Here is a 23,903-nt window from a genome sequence, read left to right on the forward strand (position 1 = left end):
TCGATATCTGTCATGGACCATCACCTCCGGTTGAAGTGATTTACACCATGCTACTATGAGATTTAAGCGGATCGTAAATATTTGGTTAATTGGTAAATATTAAATTAAGTTTTATAAAATCTGAGATTGCAAAACTTACTAAAGAATTCAGATACAAGGCGCTGATAAATATGATATATTTTCAGAAACTGCAAACGTCTGGGAACAAGATACATCTATAGCGCGATTAAAGCACACCCAGAACAAAGGTTGAGCCAACTCGCGCATAGGTCGAGTGGAATGCTACCCGGTTACTCACACGCCAACCGCCGCCATACAACCGAAAATCGCCTATAGATTGCATTTCGTTTGACAGCAATCTACCAGCGCCAGCCGTCCGAACGGCCGATTGCGCGAAGCGTGCCCTCGATGGCGCCGCCGATCGACAGGACGTCCTCGTCGGCGTAACGCCGGCCGACGATCTGGAGGCCGACGGGTAGGCCGTCCTCGGCCAAGCCCACCGGTACAGACAAAGCAGGGCATTGCGGGAGGAGATTGAACGGACAGGTCATATCCAGCCCCTGGAAGCGACCGTCCGGCAGATCGGCGACATAGTCGTTGTCGTTCGCCTCGGCACAGGGCGCGGTCACGGCACAGGTGGGGCAGAGCAAGGCGTCGTAGCGGGCGAGGATGGCGGAAAGGTCCTTCCACATCGCGGTGCGCAGCAGTTCCACGCGCTTGTATTGCGTGGCGCCCATGGTGTGGCCACGCTCGATCAGCTCGACGACGAGCGGGTCCATGCGCTCGCGGTATACTTCGAGCGTATCGGCGAAAAACGCCGACATGAAAACGCACCACAGATCGTACCAGCCGTCATTGACGGCCCGCGACCAACCGAGATCCACGGTTTCGACGATGGCGCCGGCGTCGCGGATCTCATCGACCGCCGCGAGAATGGCGGACCGCACCGGTGCCTCCACGCTGTAATAGCCGAAGTCGAGGGACAGCGCGAAGCGGCGGCCTGCGAGATGACCACGGCGCGCCTTTTCCGGCGAGAAGGGCAGGGGCAGCGAGGCGATGTCCGCGTCGTCGGGGCCGGACGCGGCTGCCATGAAGGCGACGGCATCCTCGATGGTGCGCGCCAGCGGGCCGAAATGCGAGATATTGTCGAAGACGCTGGGCAGGATCGTCATGGGGATGCGCCCGAGGCTCGGCTTGAAGCCCACGATGCCGGAGAAGGCAGCGGGGATACGCACGGAGCCGCCCATGTCGGTGCCTTCGGCAAAGGGCACTACGCCCGTCGCCACCGCCACCGCCGAGCCGCCCGACGAGCCGCCGCAGGTCCGCGAAGCATTCCACGGATTGCGCGTGATGCCCCAGCGCGGGCTGGCGGTGAAACTGGAATGGGCGAATTCTGGTGTCGTCGTCTTGCCGATGAGGATGGCGCCGGCGGCTTCGAGCCGGGCGATGCACAGCGCTGTCTCGGAGGGAACCCAATCCTCCTGCGTCCACGATCCGAGTGTCGTGAGGTCGCCGCGGGTGGGCGTGAGATCCTTGGCGGCGAAGGGAACGCCGATGAGGGCGGGCGTCGTGGCGCCGGACGCGACCTGCCGGTCGGCCTCCCGTGCCGAGGCCAGCGCGGCCTCTTCCCGAATGAGCGTGAAGGCGTTCAGCGACTGATCGACGATCTTCGCGCGCCGCAGGGATTCGGCCACCACGGCCTCCGCCGAAAAAGCACCGGCGCGAATACCGGCCGCGATTTCCGTCGCCGGAAGATCGAGCGGATGGGCCTGCGAGGCGGTGCGAGAAACAGTCTGCATGGCGGCGGACTCCGTGCTAGGTCTTGGTTTCGACAAACGGGGGTTGGACTTGGTAAAGAAAGCGGGCCTGACGGGAAACCATGCCGACCTGTGGAACGCGGGGATCGCCGAGGCGGTATCGGCGCTCGGCGAGCCGGGTTTCCCCGAGGCGCTGGAGCGCGCGCTGCGCCATTTCGTGTCCTTCGAGATGATGAACGGCTTTGCCTATGCGGCGAACGGCAAGGCCTTCGATCTCGATAACGATCGCATCGTCGGCGACCGCACCACCATCGTCGAGCACTACCTCGCCGGCGCCTATATTCTCGACCCGTTCTACGATGCCGTCCGCAATTCGCCGCAGCCGGCCGTGCTGGTGATGCGGCGGCTGGCGCCGGACCGTTTTACCGAGACGGAATATTACCGGTTCCACTACCAGGCGACGGGGATCGTCGACGAGATCGGGTTCATCCTGAAGCTTCAGCATGTCGATGCGGTGCTGTCGCTCTCGCGCATGGGCAAGGTGCCATTCTTTTCCAAGCGGGACATCGCGCGGCTGGAGAGTGCGGCGCCCTTGGTTCGGGCGCTCGCCGAAAAACACTGGCATGCCCAGTTCCAGCCGCAGGCCGGGGAGGCGAATGCCGCGGCGACGATCAGCCATCCGTTGCTTTCGAAACGGGAGCTGGAGATCGTGACCCTCATCCTCAAGGGTCACTCGACCTATTCCATCGCCGCGACGCTCGGGCTTTCGCCCAATACGGTGAAAGTGCACCGCCGGCAGGTCTATGCAAAACTCACCATTTCCAGCCAGGCGGAACTCTTCCATCTCTTCTTGAGCCGTCGCTGACTATTCGACGAACTCCACCTCGGGCGGTGCGGCCTGGAAGAACCGGGTGAGATAGGCGAGGTAGCAGACGCCGATCGCCAGCCAGATGACGCCCAGGAGCTTGGCGTGTCCATCGAGGTTCCACAGCAGGAACAGGTCGCAGACCGCGCCAACGGCGGGCACGGCAAGCCCGAGAAGCGGGCCGAGCGGCCGGACGATCGGATTTTCCTTCAGGTAGAGCGCGATCACCGAGACGTTGACGGCGGTGAAGGCGAGGAAGGCACCGAAGTTGATGAAGGACGTCGAGGTGGTGATGTCGAGCGTCAGCGCAAGCAGGCCGACGATGCCGACGACGACGAGGTTCAACACGGGCGTGCGCCATTTTTCATGCAGCTTGCCGAAGATGCTGGCCGGCAGCACGCCGTCGCGCCCCATGGCGAAGAGCAGGCGGCCGACGCTCGCCTGCGCGGCCAGGCCGGAGGTGAACTGTGCGACCACAAGCGTGGCGAGGAACACCGTGACGAACAGGTCGCCGCCGATCATCAGGGCGATTTCCGACGCGGCGGAATCGACCGAGGCGAATTCGCCGCCGGGATGGGCGAGCTGGGTGATATAGGCCGAACCGGTGAAGATGATGCCGCCGATGACAGCGATGATCATGATCGCCTTCGGCATGGTGCGGGTCGGGTCTCGGGTCTCTTCCGTCAGCGTGGAGACGGCATCGAAGCCGAGGAACGAATAGGCCGCGATCGCGGCCCCCGCGACGGAAGCGCTGAACGGCACGCCGGCCTCGAAGAACGGCCGGACCGAGACGAGGCCGGAAGCGCCGTTGAGGGCGGCGACATAGCGGGCGGCGAGCGCCACGAAGGCAACCAGAACCGCAAGCTGCACCAGCATGAGCACGACGTTCACCCGGTTGGCAAAGGCGATGCCGATGACGTTGACGGCGGTCGTCAGCACGATGAAGCCGACGATCCACAGCCAGGCCGGAACCGCCGGAAAGGCCGAGCTCAGATAGGCCGCACCGATCAGCCAGATGACCATCGGCAGGAAGAAATAATCGAGCAGCACGGCCCAGCCGACGAGAAAGCCGGCCCCGGAATTCAGCGACTTGCGGGCATAGGTATAGGCGGATCCGGCGACCGGATAGACCTTCGCCATGATGCCGTAGCTCGCCGCCGTCAGGAAAATTGCCAGCGCGGCGATGAAATAAGCCATCGCCGTGGTGCCCTGGCTCGCCGAGGCGAGAGCCCCGAACGTCCCGAAGACGATCATCGGCGTCATATAGGCGAGACCGAACAGCACCACGGACCACAGGCCAAGGGTGCGGTCCAGCTTGATGGTATGCGTCATGTTCCCCTCCTCAAAAGACAGGCCCGAAGGGTCGGGGAAACCGGCGGCAAAGCCAATAACCCTGGAGGGTTACCGCGGCCCGGGTCGCCTCACCGCCATTTGTAGTGCAGGCGCACGCCCTGGCCCAGCGCCTTCGCGCTGAGCAGCGTCGGGGTGGAACGAAAGCCCGTGGCGGGAAAGAGCGGGCGTCCGCCGCCCAGCATTTCCGGGATGATGTAGATCTCGATTTCGTCCAGCGCATCGCGTTCCAGGAACGCCATCTGCAACTTCCCGCCGCCGAGCATCCAGACGTCGCCGTCATCGAGCGCGCGAAGCTCGGCGACGAGGGCGTCAACGTCGTCTCTGACCTCCAGAGCGCCCTTGGGATCGGGGATAGGATTGGACGTGACCACGATGACGCGCTGGTCGGCATAGGCCCAGGGCGAGGATTCTTTCGCAATGAAATCATAGGTGCCGCGGCCCATGACGACGGTGCGGATGCGCTTGATGAAGAGGCGGTAATCGTGTTCGCCGAGGTTGTCGCTGTCATATTTGAACAGCCAGTCGAGCCCGTCATCCTCCGTCGCGATGTAGCCGTCGAGACTTGCCGCAATGTAACCCAGAATTCTCGCCATCGAACGCTCCTCCTTTACATAAATGAACATACGTTTATAAAAAGAATCATGACAAGAAACAAGACCATTTCCGACGAGGCGGTGCTCGATGCGCTGCTGTCGCTCATCCTCACCATCGGCCCGGACAACCTGACCTTCGCCAAGGCGGCCGGAGCCTGCGGGCTTGCGGCCGCGACTTTGGTGCAACGCTACGGCGACCGGCAGAGCCTGGTCCGGTCGATCCTGCTGCGCAGCTGGGATCGCCTCGATGCGGATACAACCGCGGCGGATGCCGAGCTACCCGTGACCGTCGCCGGCGCCGTCGATCTGCTGATGCGGCTGATGCCGCCGGAGCTTGCGGACCAGAACGCCAGCGACGGGCTCCTGCTGCTTCGGGAGGACGTGCGCGATCCCGTGCTGCGGGCGCGGGGTGCACGGTGGGCGCGGCAGATCGTCGAGGCGCTCGGGCGGCGCCTTTCCGCGGAGCCGCAGGAGGCGGAGCGCCTTGGCTGGCAGATGGCCTGCATCTGGCAGGGCGCCCATACCTGGTGGGCGTTCACGCAGGCCGAGCCCTTCGAGGTGGCGATGCGACGCGTGCTGGAGGACTGGTGCCGCTCCGTCGTTCCCATGCGACCCGCGAATTAATCCCCTTGATTGCCGCTTGACAGAGCAAGCGCGCCGCATAATGCTAAGATGTCAGACCAATTTGAGAAGCTGACACGAACAGGGGAATTGGCATCATGCCAACCGAGCCGAGCGACAGGCCGCAGATCGAGCCGTTGCCGCCCATCGACCGGGCGCGACAGGTGACCGAGGCCGTGGCGTCCTATATCGACCGCGCGAACCTGCAGGCCGGCGACCGGCTGCCGGCAGAGCGCGAGCTGATGGCCGCGCTTGCCGTGGGCCGCTCGACGATCCGCGAGGCGATCCGGCATTTTCAGGCGCTCGGCGTGATGGAAAGCCGCAAGGGCAGCGGCACCTATCTCTTGAAGCCGGTGACGAGCGCCACCGTGCATATGCCGCTTTCCTTCGATGCAATCCACTTGCGCGACGTGCTGCTCCAGACGCTGGAGGTACGCCGCGGCATCGAATGCGAGGCCGGCATGGTCGCCGCACGGCGGCGCACGGCGGAGGATCTCGTCAATATCGAGGAGAAACTCGACGAGATGGAGCGCGTGCATCTCGCCAAGGGCACGTCCGGTCCGGAAGACTTGGCCTTCCACCTCGCGATCTACGACGCCACGCATAATCCGCTGTTCAAGCAGCTTCTCGAACAGATGCGCGGCGCCTTCGAGCGGTTCTGGGAAAAGCCGTTCAACCGGCCGGATTTCGCCCGCCGCTCCTTTCCTTTCCACCGCACGCTCTTCAACGCCATCGCCGCCGAAGACCCCGAGGCTGCGCGGGCGGAAACCCTGAAAATCCTCGCCGTGGTCGAGGAAGACATCAAGGACATGTCCCGATGATCAACGGAGCCGATCCGTTCGACTTTGCCTCTCTTATCGTCGCCCATGACGAGGCGAACGCCTTCGAGGCCGTGGTGCCGCCGATCGTGCAGACCTCGCTCTTCACCTTCGGAAGTTATGACGAGATGGTGGCCGCCTATCGCGGCGAGATCGTGCGCCCGATCTATACGCGCGGCCTGAACCCGACGGTGCGGGCCTTCGAGGAGATGCTGGCGAAGCTCGAAGGCGCCGAGGATGCGCTGGGTTTTGCAAGCGGCATGGCGTCGATTTCGTCCACCGTGCTTACCTTCGTCGAGCCCGGCGACCGCATCGTCGCGGTGCGCCATTGCTACCCGGATGCCTTCCGCCTGTTCGGCACGCATCTGAAGCGCATGAAGGTCGAGGTGACCTATGTCGACGGGCGCGACGAGGAGGCGGTTGCCAAGGCCTTGCCGGGTGCAAAACTGCTCTATCTCGAAAGCCCGACGAGCTGGGTGATGGAGGCGCATGATGTCGGCGCGCTTGCAGCCCTCGCCAAGCGCCACGGTGTCGTCAGCGTCATCGACAACAGCTGGGCGAGCCCGATCTTCCAGCGCCCGCTGACGCTCGGCGTCGATCTCGTGCTGCATTCGGCCTCGAAATATCTCGGCGGGCACAGCGATGTCGTCGCCGGTATTGTTGCAGGCTCCAAGGAGCTGATCGGCCGTATCCGCTCGGAGGCCTACCCCTATCTCGGCGGAAAACTCTCGCCCTTCGATGCCTGGCTGTTGGTGCGCGGGTTGCGCACATTGCCGATCCGCATGAAGGCGCACGAGGCCTCCGCGCTCGACATCGCCAACCGGCTGCAAGCGCTCGATATCGTCGACAAGGTGTTTCATCCGGCGCTCGCCAACCGCCTGCCGCCGGGGCTCACCGGCACATCCGGCCTGTTCTCGTTCACCTTCCGCGAAGGGATCGATATCCGCGCCTTTGCCGATCACCTCCAGCTTTTCAAGCTCGGCGTCTCCTGGGGCGGTCATGAGAGCCTGATCGTGCCGGGCGAGGTGGTGTTGCAGCAGAAGGCCCAACCGAATTCCGCGCATGCCTTCGGCATCGATGCGCGGTCCGTGCGTCTCCATGTCGGCCTGGAGGGAACCGAGGCCCTGTGGAGGGATCTGGAAGCGGCGATAACAGCCGCATCCGCAAACTGACGTCAAACATCAGAAGCAAACCAGAAAAGAGGGAACGACCATGAAGAGACTTTTGACTGCCGCTCTCATCACAACGCTGATGGCATCGAGCGCATTGGCCGATACCACGCTGAAGCTCGTCGAGGTGATCACCAGCCCCGAGCGTACCGAAACGCTGAAATCCATCGTCCGAAAGTTCGAGGCCACGAACCCCGGCACCAAGGTCGAGATCATCTCGCTGCCCTGGGGCGAGGCCTTCCAGAAATTCGCCACCATGGTCTCGGCCGGCGAAGTGCCTGATGTCATGGAAATGCCGGACACCTGGCTGTCGCTCTATGCCAATAACGGCATGCTTGAAAGCCTGGAGCCCTATCTCGCGAAGTGGGAACACACTGCCGGCCTGACGCCCCGCGCGCTGGAACTCGGCCGCGACATCAAGGACACGGCCTATATGCTGCCCTACGGCTTCTATCTACGCGCCATGTTCTACAACAAGAAGCTGCTCGCCGAGGCCGGCGTCTCCGAACCGCCGAAGACGATGGACGAATTCGCGGAAGCCTCGAAGAAGGTGTCGGCGCTGCCCGGCAAATACGGCTATTGCCTGCGCGGCGGCCCCGGCGGCCTCAACGGCTGGGTGATGTTCGGCGCCTCCATGGCCGGCGACAACAAGTTCTTCAACGAGGACGGCACCTCCACCTTCAACAGCGAAGGCTGGGTCAAGGGCCTCACCTGGGTGGTCGACCTCTACAAGAACGGCTACGCCCCGAAGGACAGCGTCAACTGGGGTTTTAACGAGATCGTCGCCGGTTTCTATTCCGGCACTTGCGCCTTCCTCGACCAGGACCCGGATGCGCTGATCGCTATTGCCGAACGCATGAAGGCGGAAGACTACGGCATCATGACCATGCCGAAGGGACCGGACGGCAAGACCTTCCCGACGATCGGTTTCGCCGGCTGGTCGATGTTCTCCTCCAGCGCCAACAAGGATCTCTCCTGGAAGCTGATCGAGACGCTCGAAGGGCCGGAAGGCAATATCGAGTGGAACAAGCGCACGGGCGCGCTGCCGGTGCACACCTCGGCGGAAAAGGACCCGTTCTATGCGAGCGAGCAGTTCAAGGGCTGGTTCGCCGAGCTTGAGGACAAGGACGCCGTACCGACCGTGATGCCGACGCATCTCGAAGAATTCGCCTTCTTCAAGGATTCGCTGGTCATCAAAACCTCGCAGGAAGCCCTTCTCGGCGACATCACGCCGGAAGACCTCGCCAACCAGTGGGCGGACTACCTGACCAAGGCACAGCAGAAGTTCCTCGCCAAGAAATAGGCCGGGGAACCTCCGGGCGGAGATACGAGGCTCCGCCTGGAACCATCTTTATGAGACGCCGCGCAACCCGAGAACGGAAGCGAGACGATGACCATTGCTGCCCATCCGCAAGCCGTGCGACCGCTTAAAAAGCGGATCGCCGACGCGTCGGAGCCCTATCTCTACAGTGCGCCTGCGCTGATCCTCATCATCACCGTCATGCTGGTGCCGCTGGCGCTCGGCATTTCCTACGCGTTTCGCGATATCCAGCTTTTAAACCCGCTTTCCGGCGGGTTCATCGGGCTCGATCATTTTCGCGCGTTGAGCGAGGACCAGGCCTTTTTCCGCGCGCTGCGCAACACGCTGTGGTGGACGGGCGCCTCGGTTTTCCTGCAATTCCTCTTCGGCCTCATCCTCGCGCTGCTGCTCGACAAGCCCTTTGCCGGTCGTGGGATTGCGCAGGCGCTGGTCTTCCTGCCCTGGGCGGTGCCGAGCTTTCTCGCCGGCCTCAACTGGGCCTGGCTGTTCAACCCGGTCATCGGGCCGCTGCCGCACTGGATGTATGCGCTCGGCATCATGGATGCGCCGAACAACATCCTGTCCGATCCGCATCTCGCCATGTGGGGGCCGATCGTCGCCAATGTCTGGTGGGGCATTCCGTTCTTCGCCATCACCTTGCTCGCGGCACTTCAGGCGATCCCGCGCGATCTCTATGAGGCCGCCAGCATCGACGGGGCAGGGCCGGTGCAGCGTTTCCTCTCGATCACGCTGCCGTTCCTCGCGCCGACCATCGCCATCACCATCCTGCTGCGCACCGTCTGGATCTCCAATTTCGCCGACCTCATCGTCGTCATGACGAACGGCGGGCCGGCGGACCGCACGCAGATCGTCGCGAGCTACATCTTCACCCAGGCCTTCAAGCGGCTCGATTTCGGTTACGCCTCGGCCGTAGCCCTGGTGCTGCTCGTGCTGCTGCTCGCCTATTCGATGCTGATCGTGCTGCTGCGCCAGACGCTGCTGAACAAGGGCTGACACCATGCGCACCAGCAAGCTTCTCCTCACCGTCGCGCATCGCCTCGCCATCCTCGCCTATATCGTCGTGGCGCTCTTCCCGCTGTTCTGGCTGCTGAAGGTCTCGGTGACGCCGAACGACCTGCTTTACAGCGAGGGCGTGCGCATGTGGCCGTCGCGCGCGACCTTCGAGCATTACGAATTCGTCATCGCGCACAGCGCCTTCCCGACCTTCTTCAAAAACAGCCTGATCGTCGCGGGCTCCACAGCTATCGCCGTGACCATCCTCGCCTCGCTTGCGGGCTACGCCCTGTCACGCTTCAATTTCCGGGCAAAATACTGGATCGTCGCGCTGATGCTGATCACGCAGATGTTCCCGCTCGTCATGCTGGTCGCGCCGATCTTCAAGATGCTCTCGCCACTCGGCCTCACCAACAGCCTGACCGGCCTCGTCATCGTCTACACCGCCTTCAACGTGCCCTTCGCCACCTTCCTCATGCAGTCCTTCTTCGACGGCATTCCGAAGGACCTCGAGGAGGCGGCGATGATCGACGGGGCGACGCAGTTCGTCGCCTTCCGCCAGATCATCCTGCCGCTGACGCTCCCCGGCATCGCCGCCACACTCGGCTTCGTCTTCACCGCCGCCTGGAGCGAGCTGCTCTTCGCGCTGATGCTGATCTCCGGCAACGACGCGGCGACCTTCCCGGTCGGATTGCTCACCTTCGTCTCGAAATTCTCCGTCGATTTCGGGCAGATGATGGCGGCGGGCATTCTCGCGCTCATCCCGGCCTGCCTCTTCTTCCTCCTCATCCAGCGCTACCTCGTGCAGGGCCTGACGGCCGGCGCGGTCAAAGGCTGAAAGGGTCTTTCATGGCTTCCATCGACATCCACGGCATCCGCAAGAGCTTCGGCACCTTTCCCGTCCTGCACGGCGTCGACCTCACCATTCGCGACGGCGAATTCATCGTGCTGGTCGGCCCCTCCGGCTGCGGGAAATCGACGCTCCTGCGCATGATCGCCGGCCTGGAGGACGTCACTGCCGGCGAAATCCGCATCGACGGCAAGCGGGTGAACGACCTCGCGCCGAAGGACCGCGACATCGCCATGGTGTTCCAGTCCTACGCGCTCTACCCGCATATGAGCGTCGCCGACAACATGAGCTACAGCCTGCGGCTGCGCCGCTCCACCAAGGAGAAGATCGCAAGTGCCGTCGGCAATGCCGCGTCGAAGCTCGGCCTCGACCCGCTCCTGGAGCGCCGCCCGCGCGCGCTTTCCGGGGGCCAGCGCCAGCGCGTCGCCATGGGCCGCGCCATCGTGCGCCAGCCGAAGGCCTTTCTCTTCGACGAACCGCTGTCCAACCTCGATGCGCGCCTGCGCGAGCAGATGCGCGCGGAAATCAAGAAGTTGCACGGCGACCTTCGCGCGACCTCCATCTACGTCACCCACGACCAGATCGAGGCGATGACGCTCGCCGACCGCATTGTCGCCATGCATGCCGGCGTGGTTCAGCAGGTCGGCACGCCGCTCGACCTCTACGACCGGCCGGCCAATCTCTTCGTCGCCGGCTTCATCGGCTCGCCGGGCATGAACTTTTTCGAGGGGCGCTACGTCACTTCGGGCGAGGGCGCGGAGTTGCAACTGGCGAATGGCGCGACGCTGCCGCTCGGAAAACGGGCCGGCATCGAATCAGGCTCGGTGGCGACGCTCGGCATCCGCCCGGAACATGTAGTGATCGCCGATGGCGGTGCGCTGGAGGCGAAGGTCGATCTCATCGAGCCGACGGGCTTTGGCATCATCATGCACGTCACCATCCACGATATTCCGATGAAAATTTTTACGCTCGACCGGGCGATGCTCAATCCCGGGCCGAATGTCCGCGTCGGCCTGCCGCAGGACAAGCTTCACCTCTTCGGCGCGGAGGGCACACGAGTGGATTGAAACGAGATCGTGAAGACGATTTCCGTCCGTTCCAAAGACAATGTTAACCTTCATTTCCTAACCATCTACGCATCCCTATCGGCAATGATCGTCGAGTTTGCAGGTTCATGCGTATTTCCAGAACAAACTTCTATCCCATCCTAGAGACCGAAGGGGAAAGCGACGCGCAAGCGCCGTATTACACCCATGAAAACAATGCCTTGCCGGAATTTGTGCCGGAGGCTGAGGAGTGGCATGCGGCAGACGAGCCGGTTGCCAACGATGAGGACTATCGCCCGCGATTCCGCTCGCCGGCGCTGAGAAGCTACGACCCCGGCCAATATGCCGACGGAAGTTGGGAAAGCCACTTCTACATGGCCCCGAATGTCCGCTTCACGCGCACCCCGGACAAGGTAGCCGCCAAGATCGAAGAGGCGGCCGCCGAAGAGGTGCAGCAGGCCGAGCCGGTCGTCGAACAGGCCGCGCCGGCCACGAAACTTTCCGAAGCGGCGCAGCTCTCCCAATCGGAACTGCTCCAGCGTTTGCGCGAAGCGCTCGACGATCGCCGCCGCCGTTTCGAGGAACAGCAGGCAGCCGCTCCGGCCGAGCCCGTACCGCCGCTGGTCCAGGCCGTCGTTGCCGCCGGCACCACAGGCACGCCCACCGATGCCGCTGTTGTCTACAAGCCCGCCAGCCCATTGCCGGCACCCGTCGCGGTCGCAAAACCGGTCGCCAAGGCGGATGTGCGCGCCGCGATCAGCCGGTTCGCGCATCTCTCCGACCACGCTTTCTGGGAAACGCTGGTTCCCGACGAGGACGCGGCCGAAATGCCGGCAAGGAAGGCTGCCACCGTCGTGCGCATGCCGGCGCCGACACCCGCGCCGCCAGTCGCCGTCGCCATGCCCGTGCCTGTGGCCGTGCCGGCGAAAAAGCGGGATGAGCCGAATTCCATCACCGCGCTCTTCCGGGTCGTCGAATGCCGCCCGGCCGTAGCCCGACAGCCGGTCGCAGAGACCGTTGTCGTCGCCGTTCCCGAGGTGAAGGCCGAGCCGGTCAAAACGCCCGTCATCGAAGCCGTGGCGGAAATCGTCCCGGCCGCAGCCGAGATCAAGCCCGCATCGGTCGTCATCACCCCGGCCGCCGTCGTTGAGCCCGTGCGCGAAATGCCGTCGTCGGTGCTCTCGCGCGCCAAGCCGTTCCAGGTCACCCTGGCGGCGCCGGCCGGCGACGCCTACGAATACCCGCCGCGCGAACTGCTGCAGGAGCCGCCGCGCACCGTCGGTTTCGTTCTGACGCAGGAACAGCTGGAGCAGAATGCCGGCCTTCTCGAAAGCGTGCTGGAAGATTTCGGCGTTCGCGGCGAGATCATCCATGTCCGCCCCGGCCCCGTCGTCACGCTCTATGAATTCGAGCCGGCGCCGGGCGTGAAATCCTCCCGCGTCATCGGCTTGGCTGACGATATCGCCCGCTCCATGTCGGCGCTGTCGGCCCGTGTCGCCGTGGTGCCCGGCCGCAATGTCATCGGCATCGAACTGCCGAACCAGACCCGCGAGACGGTCTATTTCCGCGAGATGATCGACTCGGCCGATTTTGCCAAATCCGGCTACAAGCTGCCGATCTGCCTCGGCAAGACGATCGGCGGCGAGCCGGTGGTCGCCGAACTCGCCAAGATGCCGCACCTGCTCGTCGCCGGCACCACCGGTTCGGGCAAGTCCGTCGCCATCAACACGATGATCCTGTCGCTGCTCTACCGGTTCCGCCCGGAAGAGTGCCGCCTGATCATGGTCGATCCCAAGATGCTGGAACTGTCGATCTATGACGGCATCCCGCATCTCTTGACCCCCGTCGTTACCGATCCCAAGAAGGCCGTCATGGCGCTGAAATGGGCGGTGCGCGAGATGGAGGACCGCTACCGCAAGATGTCGCGCCTCGGCGTGCGCAATATCGACGGCTACAACAACCGTGTGGCCGGCGCGCGCGACAAGGGCGAGACGATTACCATCAGCGTGCAGACCGGCTTCGACAAGGGCACCGGCGAGGCGATCAACGAGGAGCAGGAACTCGCCCTCGATCCGATGCCCTATATCGTCGTTATCGTCGACGAGATGGCCGACCTGATGATGGTGGCCGGCAAGGAGATCGAAGGCGCAATCCAGCGGCTTGCCCAGATGGCGCGTGCTGCCGGCATCCACCTGATCATGGCGACGCAGCGCCCTTCGGTCGACGTCATCACCGGCACGATCAAGGCCAACTTCCCGACCCGCATCTCTTTCCAGGTCACCTCGAAGATCGACAGCCGCACCATTCTGGGCGAGCAGGGTGCCGAACAGCTGCTCGGCCAGGGCGACATGCTGCATATGGCCGGCGGCGGGCGTATTTCGCGCGTGCACGGCCCCTTCGTCTCCGACGAGGAAGTCGAAAAGGTCGTGCTGCACCTGAAGGCGCAGGGCCGTCCGGAATATCTGGAAACGGTGACCGCCGAGGAAGAGGACGACGAGGACGAAAAGCCCGCCAACGGCGGCGCGGTCTTCGACAAGAGTGACATGGGTGCCGAAGACGGCGACGACCTTTACGAAAAGGCCATCAAGGTCGTCATGCGCGACCGCAAGTGCTCGACCTCCTATATCCAGCGCCGTCTCGCCGTCGGCTACAATCGTGCCGCCTCCCTCGTCGAGCGCATGGAGAAGGAAGGCCTTGTCGGCCCCGCCAACCATGTCGGCAAGCGCGAGATCATCAGCGGCGAGCGGGGCAGCTTCCAGGCACCGCCGGAAGCCGACGACGCGGAATGAGATTTTCCCGGCCGCATGTGCCCAGCGGCCGGGCAATTGTCCTACTTATTTGAATCCGATGGATTTTCCGGATCCGGCCCGCACCCGCGGGTCGGATTTTTGCCATGTCCACGGGAAATTTATTCCACGCGCGCCATTTAATCGATTTGGCTTACAGTGCCGTCTTTGAGGCCTGTTGCATATGGTGGACGATGTGTGAATAGTGCCGCCGACCCGTGAAGACTGCATCCAAGGAGGACAGGAATGGCATTGATCACCATGCGGCAATTGCTCGATCACGCAGCGGAAAACGACTACGCACTGCCCGCATTCAACGTTAACAACCTGGAATATATCCAGGCAGTCATGCGCGCGGCGGATGCGACGGATTCCCCGGTGATCCTGCAGGCGAGCCGCGGTGCGCGTGCCTATGCCGGCGACGCCTTCCTGCGCCACCTCATTCTCGGTGCGGCCGAAGAATATCCGCATATCCCGGTTTGCCTGCATCTCGACCACGGCGACCAGCCCTCCACCTGCATCTCGGCCATCACCAACGGCTTCACCTCCGTCATGATGGACGGTTCGCTGCTCGCCGATGGCAAGTCGATCGCCAGCTACGAATACAATGTCGACGTCACGGCGGAAGTGGTGAAGATCGCGCATGCGGCCGGCGTTTCGGTCGAAGGCGAACTCGGCTGTCTCGGCAACCTGGAAACGGGTGCCGGCGAGAAGGAAGACGGCCACGGCTTCGAGGGCAAGCTGACCCGCGAGGAACTGCTGACCGACCCGGACCAGGCGCTCGACTTCGTCTCGAAAACCGGCGTCGACGCGCTTGCGGTCGCAATCGGCACCAGCCACGGCGCCTACAAGTTCACCCGCGCACCGGACGGCGACATCCTGTCGATCGAGACGATCGCCAACATCAACAGGAAGCTGCCGAACACGCACCTCGTCATGCACGGCTCCTCCTCGGTGCCGCAGGACCTGCAGGACCTCTTCACCACCTATGGCGGCGAGATGAAGCAGACCTGGGGCGTGCCCGTTGCCGAAATCCAGAAGGCGATCCCGCTCGGCGTGCGCAAGGTCAATATCGACACCGACCTTCGCCTCGCCATGACCGGCACGATCCGCAAGAATTTTAAGGAAAAGCCGGACAATTTCGACCCGCGCACCTACCTGAAGCCGGCGACCGCCCGCATGACGGAAGTCTGCCGCGAGCGTTTCGAAGCCTTCCGCACCGCCGGCAAGGCCTCCAGCATCCGCGTCAAGCGTCTGCCCGACATGGCGAAATTCTACGCCACGGCATAAGACCTTCGCCCTCCCGCACCATCGGGAGGGCGATTTTCCTGGCAGACGGCCGCCATCGCGCTGAATCCGCATTGACAGCACTTCCCTATCATTTATGCGTGAATACCTCATTCATATGAGTGCGACTTCGCTCTAACGTTTCCGTTGCGAGCAGGTGTGCCGCCTCGTAAAAGGATGTGATCCCGGAACAGCCGGACGGTGCGAGGACGGACAGCATGAGCGTGAACCAGGCCCTGACGATCGCAGACCTCAAGAACCAGGCGCGCCGCCGCGTGCCAAAAATGTTCTTCGAATATGCGGATTCCGGCGCCTGGACCGAGGGCACCTACCGCGCCAACGAGGACGACTTCCACAAGATCAAGCTGCGCCAGCGCGTGCTTGTCGACATGACCAACCGGTCGCTGACAAGCGAGATGATCGGTGAGAAGGTCTCCATGCCCGTGGCGCTGGCACCGACCGGCTTCACAGGCATGCAGCACGCCGATGGCGAAATGCTCGCCGCGCAGGCCGCGGAAGAATTCGGCGTGCCCTTCACGCTGTCGACGATGAGCATCTGCTCGATCGAGGATGTGCGGTCCGTCACGTCAAAGCCCTTCTGGTTCCAGCTCTACGTCATGCAGGACCGGGATTTCGTCCTCAACCTCATCGACCGCGCCAAGGCGGCCGGCTGCTCGGCGCTGGTGCTGACGCTCGACCTGCAAATCCTCGGCCAGCGCCACAAGGACCTGCGCAACGGCCTCTCCGCGCCCCCGCGCTTCACGCCGAAACATCTCTGGCAGATGGTGACCCGGCCTTTCTGGTGCCTCGACATGCTCGGCACCAAGCGCCACACCTTCGGCAATATCGTCGGCCACGCCAAGGGTGTCGGCGACCTCTCTTCGCTGTCCTCCTGGACCTCGGAACAGTTCGACCCGCAGCTCTCCTGGAAGGATATCGAGTGGATCCGCGACCGCTGGGGCGGCAAGCTGATTCTCAAGGGCATTCTGGACGAGGAGGATGCCCGTATGTCGCTGGACAGCGGTGCTGACGCCATCATCGTCTCCAACCACGGCGGCCGCCAGCTCGATGGCGCCGCCTCCTCGATCAGCATGCTGCCGCGCATCGTCGACGCCGTCGGCGACAAGATGGAAGTCCATCTCGACGGCGGCATCCGCTCCGGCCAGGATGTTTTGAAGGCGCTCTGCTACGGCGCCAAAGGCACCTATATCGGCCGCCCCTTCCTCTACGGCCTCGGCGCCGGCGGCAAGGCCGGCGTCCGCCGCACGCTCGAAATCATCCGCAAGGAACTCGACGTGACCATGGCGCTCTGCGGCGAGCGGGACGTGAAGAACCTGTCGCGCAACAACCTGCACAAGGATTTGTGAGCCGGCGTGGTTCATGCGATAATGGGATCATGGACAAGCGTAACGACATCTCGAAAGATCTCGATCGTCGCATCGATGCCTTGGCGAACCGGTCCTCGCTGACCCGCAGCCAGATAATCGAGGACGCGCTCGCGCATGGCCGCTCGCTTGCCTGGCAGGAAAAGTGGGTCGAGGGTGTCCAGGCCGGGCTGGACGATGCGGAGCGCGGCAATTTCGCTACCGAAGACGAGATTGCGCTCGTCCTCAACAAACACGCGACGCGATAAACGCAGATGACTGCGGTCGTCTGGACCCGGCGCTATCTCCGCAAGCTTGAAGCCATTGGCGACTATATCGCGGAGCGCAATCCCGCCGCGGCGGTCAGGGTCGTGACCACCATCCATACACGCACCCAGCGCCTGTTATCCGACAACCCCTTCATCGGCCAAGTCGGGGAAATCGAAGGCCCGCGAGAGTTCGTCGTGCCCGGAACACCCTATATCGTCGGCTATCGCGTGCTCGAAACCCGCGTCGAAGTGCTCTTTGTGCAGCACGGCGCGCGGGAATGGCTAGAAACGTTCTGAGCCTCAGCCGCCTTCGAACCCCTGCAACACATTCACCGCATTGACGCCCAGCGCATCGACGGCGTAGCCGCCTTCCATGACGAAGAGGGTCGGCAAGGCGAAATCGGCGATGCGGCGGCCGATGGTGGAGAAGTGCGCGGTTTCCAGCTTGAACTTCGAGATCGGGTCGTCCTTGAACGTGTCGACGCCGAGCGAGATGACGAGGACGGTTGGGGCGTAGGCGCGGATCTTTTCGTGGGCGTCTTCGAAGGCTGCTTGCCATTCGGGCCAGGCGGTGCCGGCGGGCAGGGGATAGTTGAGGTTGAAACCTTCGCCTTTGCCGGCGCCGCGTTCCCGGGCGTAGCCGAGGTGGAAGGGGAATTCGAAATCCGGGTCGCCGTGCAGGCTGGCGAGCAGCACATCGTCGCGGTCGTAGAAGATTTCCTGCGTGCCGTTGCCGTGGTGGTAGTCGACATCGAAGATCGCGACGCGGGCGTGGCCGTTGTCGAGGAAATGCTGGGCGGCGATGGCGGCGTTGTTGAGGTAGCAGTAGCCGCCGAAGAAATCACGGCCGGCATGGTGGCCCGGCGGGCGGCAGAGCGAGAAGGCGGCGCGGTCGCCGGAAAGCACGGCGTCAGCACCGGCGAGCGCCGCATCCGCGGCCCGTTTCGCGGCCTGCCAGGTCGTTTCGGTGATCGAGCCGGCCATGTCGAAGGAATAGTAGGAGAGGCGGGCATCGAGGCCGGAGGGCGGGGCGTCGATCATCGGCATGGAACGATGGCGCCAGCTATAGGGCCAGACCTCGCCGTCCCGGCCGGCAGCGCGCCATTCGGCAAAGACGGTTTCGAGGAAATCGAGATAGTCGAGCGTGTGGATGCGCTCGATCACCGCACGCTCGTAGGACGGCGGCTCGATGACCGGGCCGAGTCCGACCTCGTTTACGCGCCGCAGCACGATTTCGGCGCGCACCGGCTTTTCGAAGGTTTCGACGATGCGGCCGAAGGAAAGCTCCATGCCGCTGTGATGCAGGTGATGGTCTGCCGTATAGAAGGTTTTCATCAGATGACTTCACCATAGAGCGTGCGTTCGAGCGCCGTCACTTCCGCAGCGAAGCGGCGGTATTCGGCGCGCTTGAGGGCGAGGAGGACGTGGTGCAGGCGCTCGCCCAGCGCCTCCTTCAGGAAGACGGAGCGGGTCGCCGTCTCGATGGCGCTGCGCCAGTCCGGCGGCAGGTCGTCGCCGGCGGTTTCGGCATAGGCGGTCGTCTCGGGGCCGGGATCGGACTTTGCGAGAATGCCCTTGCGCATGCCGGCGAGCACCGTTGCGCCGACCAGATAGGGGTTGGAATCGATGCCGGCGGCGCGCTGTTCGAGGTGGCGGCCGGCGGGAGAGCCGGCGGGAATGCGTACGGCGACGCTGCGGTTGTTGGTGCCCCAGGTGGGCGTCGTCGGCGCGTAGCTTTGGGCCGCGAAGCGGCGCCAGGAATTGAAATGCGGGGCGAAGACCAGCATGGATTCCTGCATCGTCTCCAGCAGGCCGGCGACGGCGTGTTTCAACAGGGGCGAGAGCGCCTCGCCCTGGTCGGCGAAGCGGTTCGTGCCCTCGGCATCGGCGAGGCTCGCATGCACATGCATGCCGGAACCGGCGCGGCCGGCGAAGGGTTTTGCCATGAAGCAGGCCATCATGCCGTGTCGCACGGCAAGGGCGCGGATCAGGCGCTTGAGCATGACGATATCGTCTGCGGCGCGCAGCGCATTGCCGTGGCGCAGCGTCAGCTCGAACTGGCCCTGGGCATATTCGGAAATCATCGTCTCGACGGGCAGGCCCTGTGCCTCGGCACCGCGATAGACGGCGTCGATGAAGGGCTCCAGCCGGTCGAGTTCCGTCACGCCATAGACCTGGATACCATCCGGCCGCTCGCCGGAAAGCGGCAGGCGCAGCGGCTGGAATTGGCCCTCGGCGGTACGCTCGCGATCGAGCAGATAGAATTCCAGCTCGTAGGCAAGAACGGGATGGAAACCATCGGCTTCAAGCAGATTGACCTGGCGCGCGAGCGCATGGCGCGGGTCGCAGGCCATCGGCGCCCCGTGGAGTTCGAAGAGTGCCAGGCGCAGTTCGCCGCGCGGCGGCGAGGTCCAGGGAAGTGGCACGAGCGAGCCGGCGACCGGCCAGGCGCGGCGGTCGGCATCACCATCCGACCAGACGAGGCCGGTCTCCTCGACATCCTCGCCGGTCACGTCGAGACCGAGGATGGAGCCGGGCAGATGCCGGCCGGAGCGGAAGATCGGCAGCAATTCGTGCCGGCGAATGATCTTTCCGCGCGCAATGCCGTTGAGGTCGATCAGGACGAGATCGAAGGCGGTGATGTCCGGATGGGCGGCGAGGAAGGCTTCGGCCTCCGCAATATCCGCGGCCTCCGGCGGCCGTGTGGCGAGATCGCGGCTCACGCGGCGGCCCTCCGTTCTGCGAGGCGGCCGATGACGGTCGCGAAAGCCTCGACGAGGCCATCGGCCTGTTTTTCGGAGAGCGCGGGGCTGACCAGCACCATGTTGTGGAAGGGGGTGAGCAGATAGCCTAGGTTCAGCATGGAGAGGTGCATGGCCGCCTCGATCGTGTCGGAGGCGGCCGCGCGGGCCTCCTCGGCATTGCGGACGGGCATGGGCGAAAAGACCACTTCCAGCCGGGCGCCGACGCGCGAGACCGTCCAGTCGAGGCCGGCCGCGGCGATCGCCGTTTTGAAGCCCGTCTCGATTCGGTCTGCGCGGGACTGCATAATGCGGTAGGCCTCCTCGGTCATGACGTGTTCCAGGCAGGCCCGCAAGCAGGCGAGTTGCAAGGCGCTGCCGGAAAGCGTGGTGCCGATGCCGGAATGGCCGTGGCCGCTCTGTTCGCGGCGGATGACGTGCAGGCGGTCCGAAATCGCCTGGCTCATGCCCCAGACGCTGACAGGAACACCGCCGCCGATCGGCTTGCCCATGACGATAAGGTCGGGATCGAGCCCATGCACCTTCGTGTAGCCGCCAAGACCGGTAGAGATGGTATGTGTCTCGTCGATAAGCAGCAACGTGCCGGCGTCGCGCGTCAGGCGACGCAGCACGTCGTGGAAACCGGGGGCGGGCGGGATCATGCCGCAATTCGTCATCACCGGCTCAGCAAGCACGCAGGCGATGTCGTGCGCGGCAAGCGCCTTTTCGAGCGCCGCCTCGTCGTTGAAGGGGATGGAGACGGTCAGCTCACCGAGGTCGCGGACCTGGCCGAGCAGGTTGCGGCGGGAGATGGTCTTGCCGTCGACGAGATCGACCAGCGTATCGTCCACGGCGCCATGGTAGCAGCCATCGAAGACCAGCAGTTTGGCGCGGCCGGTCACGGCGCGGGCGATGCGGATGGCGAAGCGGTTGGCGTCGCTTGCGGTAGCGCCGAGCTGCCAGCGCGGCAGGCCGAAGCGCTCGACGAGCAAGCGGCCGACAGCCTGCGCATCAGAAGACGGCAGCATGGTGGTGAGGCCGCGTGTGCCGGCGTTTTTCAGCGCTTCCAGCACAGGGGCCGGACCGTGGCCGAACATCGCGCCGGTATCGCCAAGGCAAACATCCACCATGCGATTGCCGTCAAGATCGACGAGTTCGACGCCGCTCGCCTGGTCGACGACCATGGGGAAGGGAGTGGGCCAGTCGAGCATCCAATGCTGCGGAACGCCGTCGAAGAAGCCCGATGCCGCTTCGTCATGCGCGGCTGCGCAGCGCGGCCGCCTTGCGCGAAAAACCTCTGCTTCCGCCTCGATGAGCGCGCGGGCGCGCGCCTCCAGGTTCGCCCTCTCCATGCCGTACCCCCAATGAAATGTGATCACATATTGATTGATGTGATTTCAAGTGTCAAACGACAAGATGGCTACAATGCGCTGACGATGCGCAGCCAGTCGTGCACGGAGGTGGCCGCCTGCCTATCGGCGGAGCCACGGGCATGCGGCATGCCGCCGCCCATGTCGCGCACCTCGCTCGGGCTCATGCCGAACTGATGGCGGAAGGCGCGGGAGAAGGCGGAAATATCGGCAAAACCGCAGACATAGGCGATCTCGCCGACGGTGCGATGGCGCTCGTTCGCCAGCATGTCGAAGGCGGCGCGCAGGCGGCGGGTGCGGATATAGTCGGTGACGCCGCCGATCGGCTCGAACAGCCGGTAAAGCGAGGCACGCGACAGACCGAACATCTTGCAAAGATGATCCGGGCCGAGATCCGGCAGCGCGATGTGCTGCTCGATATAACGGCGGATCTGCATGATGACGGCGCCGCGCACCGTGGGCGAGGGAAGGCTGCGGTCTGCGACCTGCGGGCCGACGAGGTTGGTGACGAGATTGGCCGTGGCCGTGACGATCGCCGGCGCTTCCTCCTGGCTGATATCCGCAAGATCCTCGAAAAGGGCGCGCAGGTGGCTGCCGATCAGCCGGGCGCTGCTTGTCGAGCGCTTGAGGAGGAGGCCGTGCAGGGCATCGTTCTGCACATCCTTGCTGAAGAGCAGATGGCGCGGCAAAGCGAGGGTAAGGTTGCGGCAATATTGTGTCTCGGCATGCATGGGGCGCGAGAGGTCGAAGATCGAGATGTCGCCCGCCTCCACCACCATCGTCTCGCCGTTGACGGTGCGCACATCGCTGCCCTCCAGCGTCTTCTGCACGAAGATGAGGTCGAGGCCGCTGCGGGCGATGCGCTCGGAATCACGGGAGAAGGTATAGGTGGTGCCGAGCAGATCCGCGACGAAGAACACGGCCGGCCCCATGAAATAGGTCGAAAGCCCCGCGCGGAAATCCGTAATCTTTTCCGGTGTCGCCATGGTCGTGCCGAAGACAGGATCGAGCGTCTCGGCAAAGAGCTGGCTTTTGCGACGACAATCCGCGCCGGCTTCGGCAAGCACGGAGTTGGATGGCAGCTTGGCAGCAGAACTCATTCTCTCTCACGATGCTGGGACAACGGACAACATGCCTATCAAAGGATGGGTACGGTCGAAGGTTCCCGAAAATTCACCAGCGCACCGCAATTGAAGGCTTGGCAAGGCGTCTCATTCTTTTGTCCCCCCGTCTCATATTGCGGGTTGCGCTAAGTAATACAATTGACAGTTTCCCCACACTGCAACCCCATGGAAAATAAAGGGTCCATTCGGGCCTGCGGCACCGTGACAAGAACATAACAAGGCGTGCCGATTCGTATTTGGGGTACAGCAGGCATGGACCAGATTTCTTTTGACGATGGCTCGGTGGCATTCAAGGTGCCGCCGTTCGAATTCTTGAGCGCACCGGGTTTTGCAGAGACGAGGGATCGGCTGATTGCCGGCAAGCTCGCGCTCTATGAGGGCAACCACCTGTTCAACCGGCTCATCCTCGAAGAGGGCCGGTTCCTCTGTTATCTGGCCGCACTGTCGCTCCATGCCAGCCAGGATATGGCACAGCCCTCCACCTGGCTGACGCTCGGGCGTCTCCAGCGCGAGGTCACAGAGCTCGGCGTCGCCAGCCGGAACCGGGTGGAGGCGCAGGTCTCGTGCCTGCGCAAATACGGCTTTCTCACGCAGCAGCCGCATGCCTCGGACCGGCGGGTGCGCCTGCTCGTGCCGAGTGCCGCCCTTCTGGCGCGCGACGCAGGCATCCTCGGGCTGCTCGTCGATGGATTGTCGGATTTCGGGCTTTCGCCGACGGATGGACGCAGGGGGCCGCTGCCCGCGGAACTCCATCGCGGCATGCGGCTCGCAACGCTGCCGCTTCTGCCGGGCCTCAGCCGCATCATTCGCCGGCATCTCCCGCTGGCGCCGTTCTTCGCCCATGATTGCGGCTACATGATCCTGCTGCTTCTGCTGCGCGGCGGCCGGGAAAGCGGCGACAACACCATTTCCACCGGCTACCAGCGTCTTGCCACGCAGACAGGCGTGTCGCGCACCCATGTCCGCCGTATCGTCGAAGCCGCGCGCGATGCCGGCCTTTTGACCACCACGGCCCGCGGCGGCCACGATATCCGCCTGACGCCGACGATGTGGCATGCCGCAGACCGCTGGTTTGCCGACAAGTTCGCTTTGACGGACCTGCTACTGCGCGAGGCGGTAGCGCAGGTGCAGCCCGCCGCGGCCGCCTAGCCCGCGGAGCCTGCGGCGGCGAGAAGGATCGCCAGCAGCACATGCGTCAGGTGGTGCAGCGTCTGGTCTGCGCCGAAGAACCACCAGAATGTCGTCTGGCCCGGCGTCAGTTTCTGGCGCCGCGTCGCGATGCTCTTCAGCCGATCGATCGTTCCGTGCACCAAGGCATCGGCGAGGCCGAGCCAGGCGAGCGGCGGCGACACGACGAGGAAGAGCATGGCGGTGATGACGCCGTGCACGCTGGCATGGATCGCCAGCGGCTTGAACCAGCCCACCGGCCGGTCCTTGCCCACCACCATCCGGCTCGTCTGGAAGACGAAATCCGCCAAAAAATGTTTGACGAGGAACGCCACCGAGGCGGCGGCGATCCACACAGTCGAGATCTGGTCGGGTATATCGATCATTCCGCTCCCGTCCGATCGACAGA

The 23,903-nt window shown here is 63.8% G+C and carries 22 protein-coding genes; 14 read left to right on the top strand and 8 right to left on the bottom strand.

The annotated features are described in order from the left end of the window. Positions 1 to 359 precede the first annotated feature (359 nt). On the bottom strand, positions 360 to 1,799 hold the full coding sequence (locus AC1RWL_RS09220; RefSeq protein ID WP_493094371.1) for an amidase: 1,440 nt from the start codon (positions 1,797 to 1,799) through the stop codon (positions 360 to 362). 49 nt (positions 1,800 to 1,848) lie between these two features. On the opposite strand from AC1RWL_RS09220, the gene AC1RWL_RS09225 reads away from it, so the two are divergent. Beyond that, positions 1,849 to 2,622: a helix-turn-helix transcriptional regulator gene (locus tag AC1RWL_RS09225; RefSeq protein ID WP_493094372.1), complete on the top strand. Its 774-nt coding sequence runs from the start codon at positions 1,849 to 1,851 to the stop codon at positions 2,620 to 2,622. On the opposite strand, the gene AC1RWL_RS09230 is transcribed toward AC1RWL_RS09225, so the two are convergent. After that, positions 2,623 to 3,954 (bottom strand): APC family permease, encoded by a 1,332-nt coding sequence (locus tag AC1RWL_RS09230; protein WP_493094373.1) that lies wholly within the window; start codon positions 3,952 to 3,954, stop codon positions 2,623 to 2,625. A gap of 89 nt (positions 3,955 to 4,043) precedes the next feature. After that, complete coding sequence (locus AC1RWL_RS09235; RefSeq protein WP_493094374.1) at positions 4,044 to 4,568, bottom strand: dihydrofolate reductase family protein; 525 nt, start codon at positions 4,566 to 4,568, stop codon at positions 4,044 to 4,046. Between the two features lie 48 nt (positions 4,569 to 4,616). Here AC1RWL_RS09235 and AC1RWL_RS09240 point away from each other — a divergent pair, with 48 nt between their 5' ends. The 12 genes from AC1RWL_RS09240 to AC1RWL_RS09295 all read left to right on the top strand — a co-directional run bounded on the left by AC1RWL_RS09240 (position 4,617) and on the right by AC1RWL_RS09295 (position 17,389). After that, complete coding sequence (locus AC1RWL_RS09240; protein WP_493094375.1) at positions 4,617 to 5,192, top strand: TetR/AcrR family transcriptional regulator; 576 nt, start codon at positions 4,617 to 4,619, stop codon at positions 5,190 to 5,192. Between the two features lie 95 nt (positions 5,193 to 5,287). Next, positions 5,288 to 6,010, top strand: a complete 723-nt coding sequence (locus AC1RWL_RS09245; protein ID WP_435266033.1) for a FadR/GntR family transcriptional regulator — start codon at positions 5,288 to 5,290, stop codon at positions 6,008 to 6,010. Beyond that, positions 6,007 to 7,179 (top strand): PLP-dependent transferase, encoded by a 1,173-nt coding sequence (locus tag AC1RWL_RS09250; RefSeq protein WP_493094376.1) that lies wholly within the window; start codon positions 6,007 to 6,009, stop codon positions 7,177 to 7,179. Before AC1RWL_RS09245 ends, AC1RWL_RS09250 begins: the two co-directional genes overlap by 4 nt. A gap of 40 nt (positions 7,180 to 7,219) precedes the next feature. Next, a complete protein-coding gene (locus AC1RWL_RS09255) occupies positions 7,220 to 8,479 on the top strand; it encodes an ABC transporter substrate-binding protein (RefSeq protein WP_493094377.1) in 1,260 nt (419 codons plus the stop codon). Between the two features lie 87 nt (positions 8,480 to 8,566). Further along, complete coding sequence (locus AC1RWL_RS09260; protein WP_493094378.1) at positions 8,567 to 9,490, top strand: carbohydrate ABC transporter permease; 924 nt, start codon at positions 8,567 to 8,569, stop codon at positions 9,488 to 9,490. 4 nt (positions 9,491 to 9,494) lie between these two features. Continuing rightward, complete coding sequence (locus tag AC1RWL_RS09265; protein WP_256116799.1) at positions 9,495 to 10,328, top strand: carbohydrate ABC transporter permease; 834 nt, start codon at positions 9,495 to 9,497, stop codon at positions 10,326 to 10,328. An 11-nt stretch (positions 10,329 to 10,339) separates the two neighbouring features. After that, positions 10,340 to 11,407, top strand: a complete 1,068-nt coding sequence (locus AC1RWL_RS09270) for an ABC transporter ATP-binding protein (RefSeq protein ID WP_493094379.1) — start codon at positions 10,340 to 10,342, stop codon at positions 11,405 to 11,407. A gap of 200 nt (positions 11,408 to 11,607) precedes the next feature. After that, entirely contained in the window at positions 11,608 to 14,175 is a 2,568-nt protein-coding gene (locus AC1RWL_RS09275; protein ID WP_493094380.1) for a DNA translocase FtsK, read from the top strand. Between the two features lie 243 nt (positions 14,176 to 14,418). Next, positions 14,419 to 15,462, top strand: a complete 1,044-nt coding sequence (fba, locus tag AC1RWL_RS09280) for a class II fructose-bisphosphate aldolase (RefSeq protein ID WP_256116796.1) — start codon at positions 14,419 to 14,421, stop codon at positions 15,460 to 15,462. A gap of 221 nt (positions 15,463 to 15,683) precedes the next feature. Beyond that, complete coding sequence (locus AC1RWL_RS09285) at positions 15,684 to 16,826, top strand: alpha-hydroxy acid oxidase (protein ID WP_493094478.1); 1,143 nt, start codon at positions 15,684 to 15,686, stop codon at positions 16,824 to 16,826. A gap of 29 nt (positions 16,827 to 16,855) precedes the next feature. Further along, positions 16,856 to 17,092 (top strand): CopG family ribbon-helix-helix protein, encoded by a 237-nt coding sequence (locus tag AC1RWL_RS09290; RefSeq protein WP_493094381.1) that lies wholly within the window; start codon positions 16,856 to 16,858, stop codon positions 17,090 to 17,092. A 6-nt stretch (positions 17,093 to 17,098) separates the two neighbouring features. Next, positions 17,099 to 17,389 carry a type II toxin-antitoxin system RelE/ParE family toxin gene (locus tag AC1RWL_RS09295; RefSeq protein WP_493094382.1) on the top strand — a complete coding sequence of 97 codons (291 nt, stop codon included), beginning with the start codon at positions 17,099 to 17,101 and terminating at the stop codon, positions 17,387 to 17,389. Positions 17,390 to 17,392: 3 nt separating this feature from the next. Here the strand turns inward: AC1RWL_RS09295 and AC1RWL_RS09300 are convergent, their stop codons facing one another. From AC1RWL_RS09300 to AC1RWL_RS09315, 4 genes are all read right to left on the bottom strand, one after another. After that, on the bottom strand, positions 17,393 to 18,427 hold the full coding sequence (locus AC1RWL_RS09300; RefSeq protein ID WP_493094383.1) for a histone deacetylase family protein: 1,035 nt from the start codon (positions 18,425 to 18,427) through the stop codon (positions 17,393 to 17,395). Continuing rightward, positions 18,427 to 19,815: a glutamine synthetase family protein gene (locus tag AC1RWL_RS09305; protein ID WP_493094384.1), complete on the bottom strand. Its 1,389-nt coding sequence runs from the start codon at positions 19,813 to 19,815 to the stop codon at positions 18,427 to 18,429. The genes AC1RWL_RS09300 and AC1RWL_RS09305 overlap by 1 nt, the downstream gene beginning before the upstream one ends. Further along, positions 19,812 to 21,185 carry a transaminase gene (locus tag AC1RWL_RS09310; protein ID WP_493094385.1) on the bottom strand — a complete coding sequence of 458 codons (1,374 nt, stop codon included), beginning with the start codon at positions 21,183 to 21,185 and terminating at the stop codon, positions 19,812 to 19,814. The genes AC1RWL_RS09305 and AC1RWL_RS09310 overlap by 4 nt, the downstream gene beginning before the upstream one ends. A gap of 68 nt (positions 21,186 to 21,253) precedes the next feature. After that, on the bottom strand, positions 21,254 to 22,303 hold the full coding sequence (locus AC1RWL_RS09315; RefSeq protein WP_493094386.1) for a helix-turn-helix domain-containing protein: 1,050 nt from the start codon (positions 22,301 to 22,303) through the stop codon (positions 21,254 to 21,256). A 276-nt stretch (positions 22,304 to 22,579) separates the two neighbouring features. On the opposite strand from AC1RWL_RS09315, the gene AC1RWL_RS09320 reads away from it, so the two are divergent. After that, on the top strand, positions 22,580 to 23,476 hold the full coding sequence (locus AC1RWL_RS09320) for a hypothetical protein (RefSeq protein ID WP_493094387.1): 897 nt from the start codon (positions 22,580 to 22,582) through the stop codon (positions 23,474 to 23,476). Here AC1RWL_RS09320 and AC1RWL_RS09325 read toward each other — a convergent pair. Next, positions 23,473 to 23,880, bottom strand: coding sequence for a DUF3307 domain-containing protein (locus tag AC1RWL_RS09325; RefSeq protein ID WP_439617406.1), 408 nt, complete (start codon positions 23,878 to 23,880; stop codon positions 23,473 to 23,475). The two genes, AC1RWL_RS09320 and AC1RWL_RS09325, sit on opposite strands and share 4 nt — an antisense overlap. Positions 23,881 to 23,903: the final 23 nt, after the last annotated feature.

This window comes from Shinella sp. GW821-FHT10F02 (assembly GCF_058809275.1).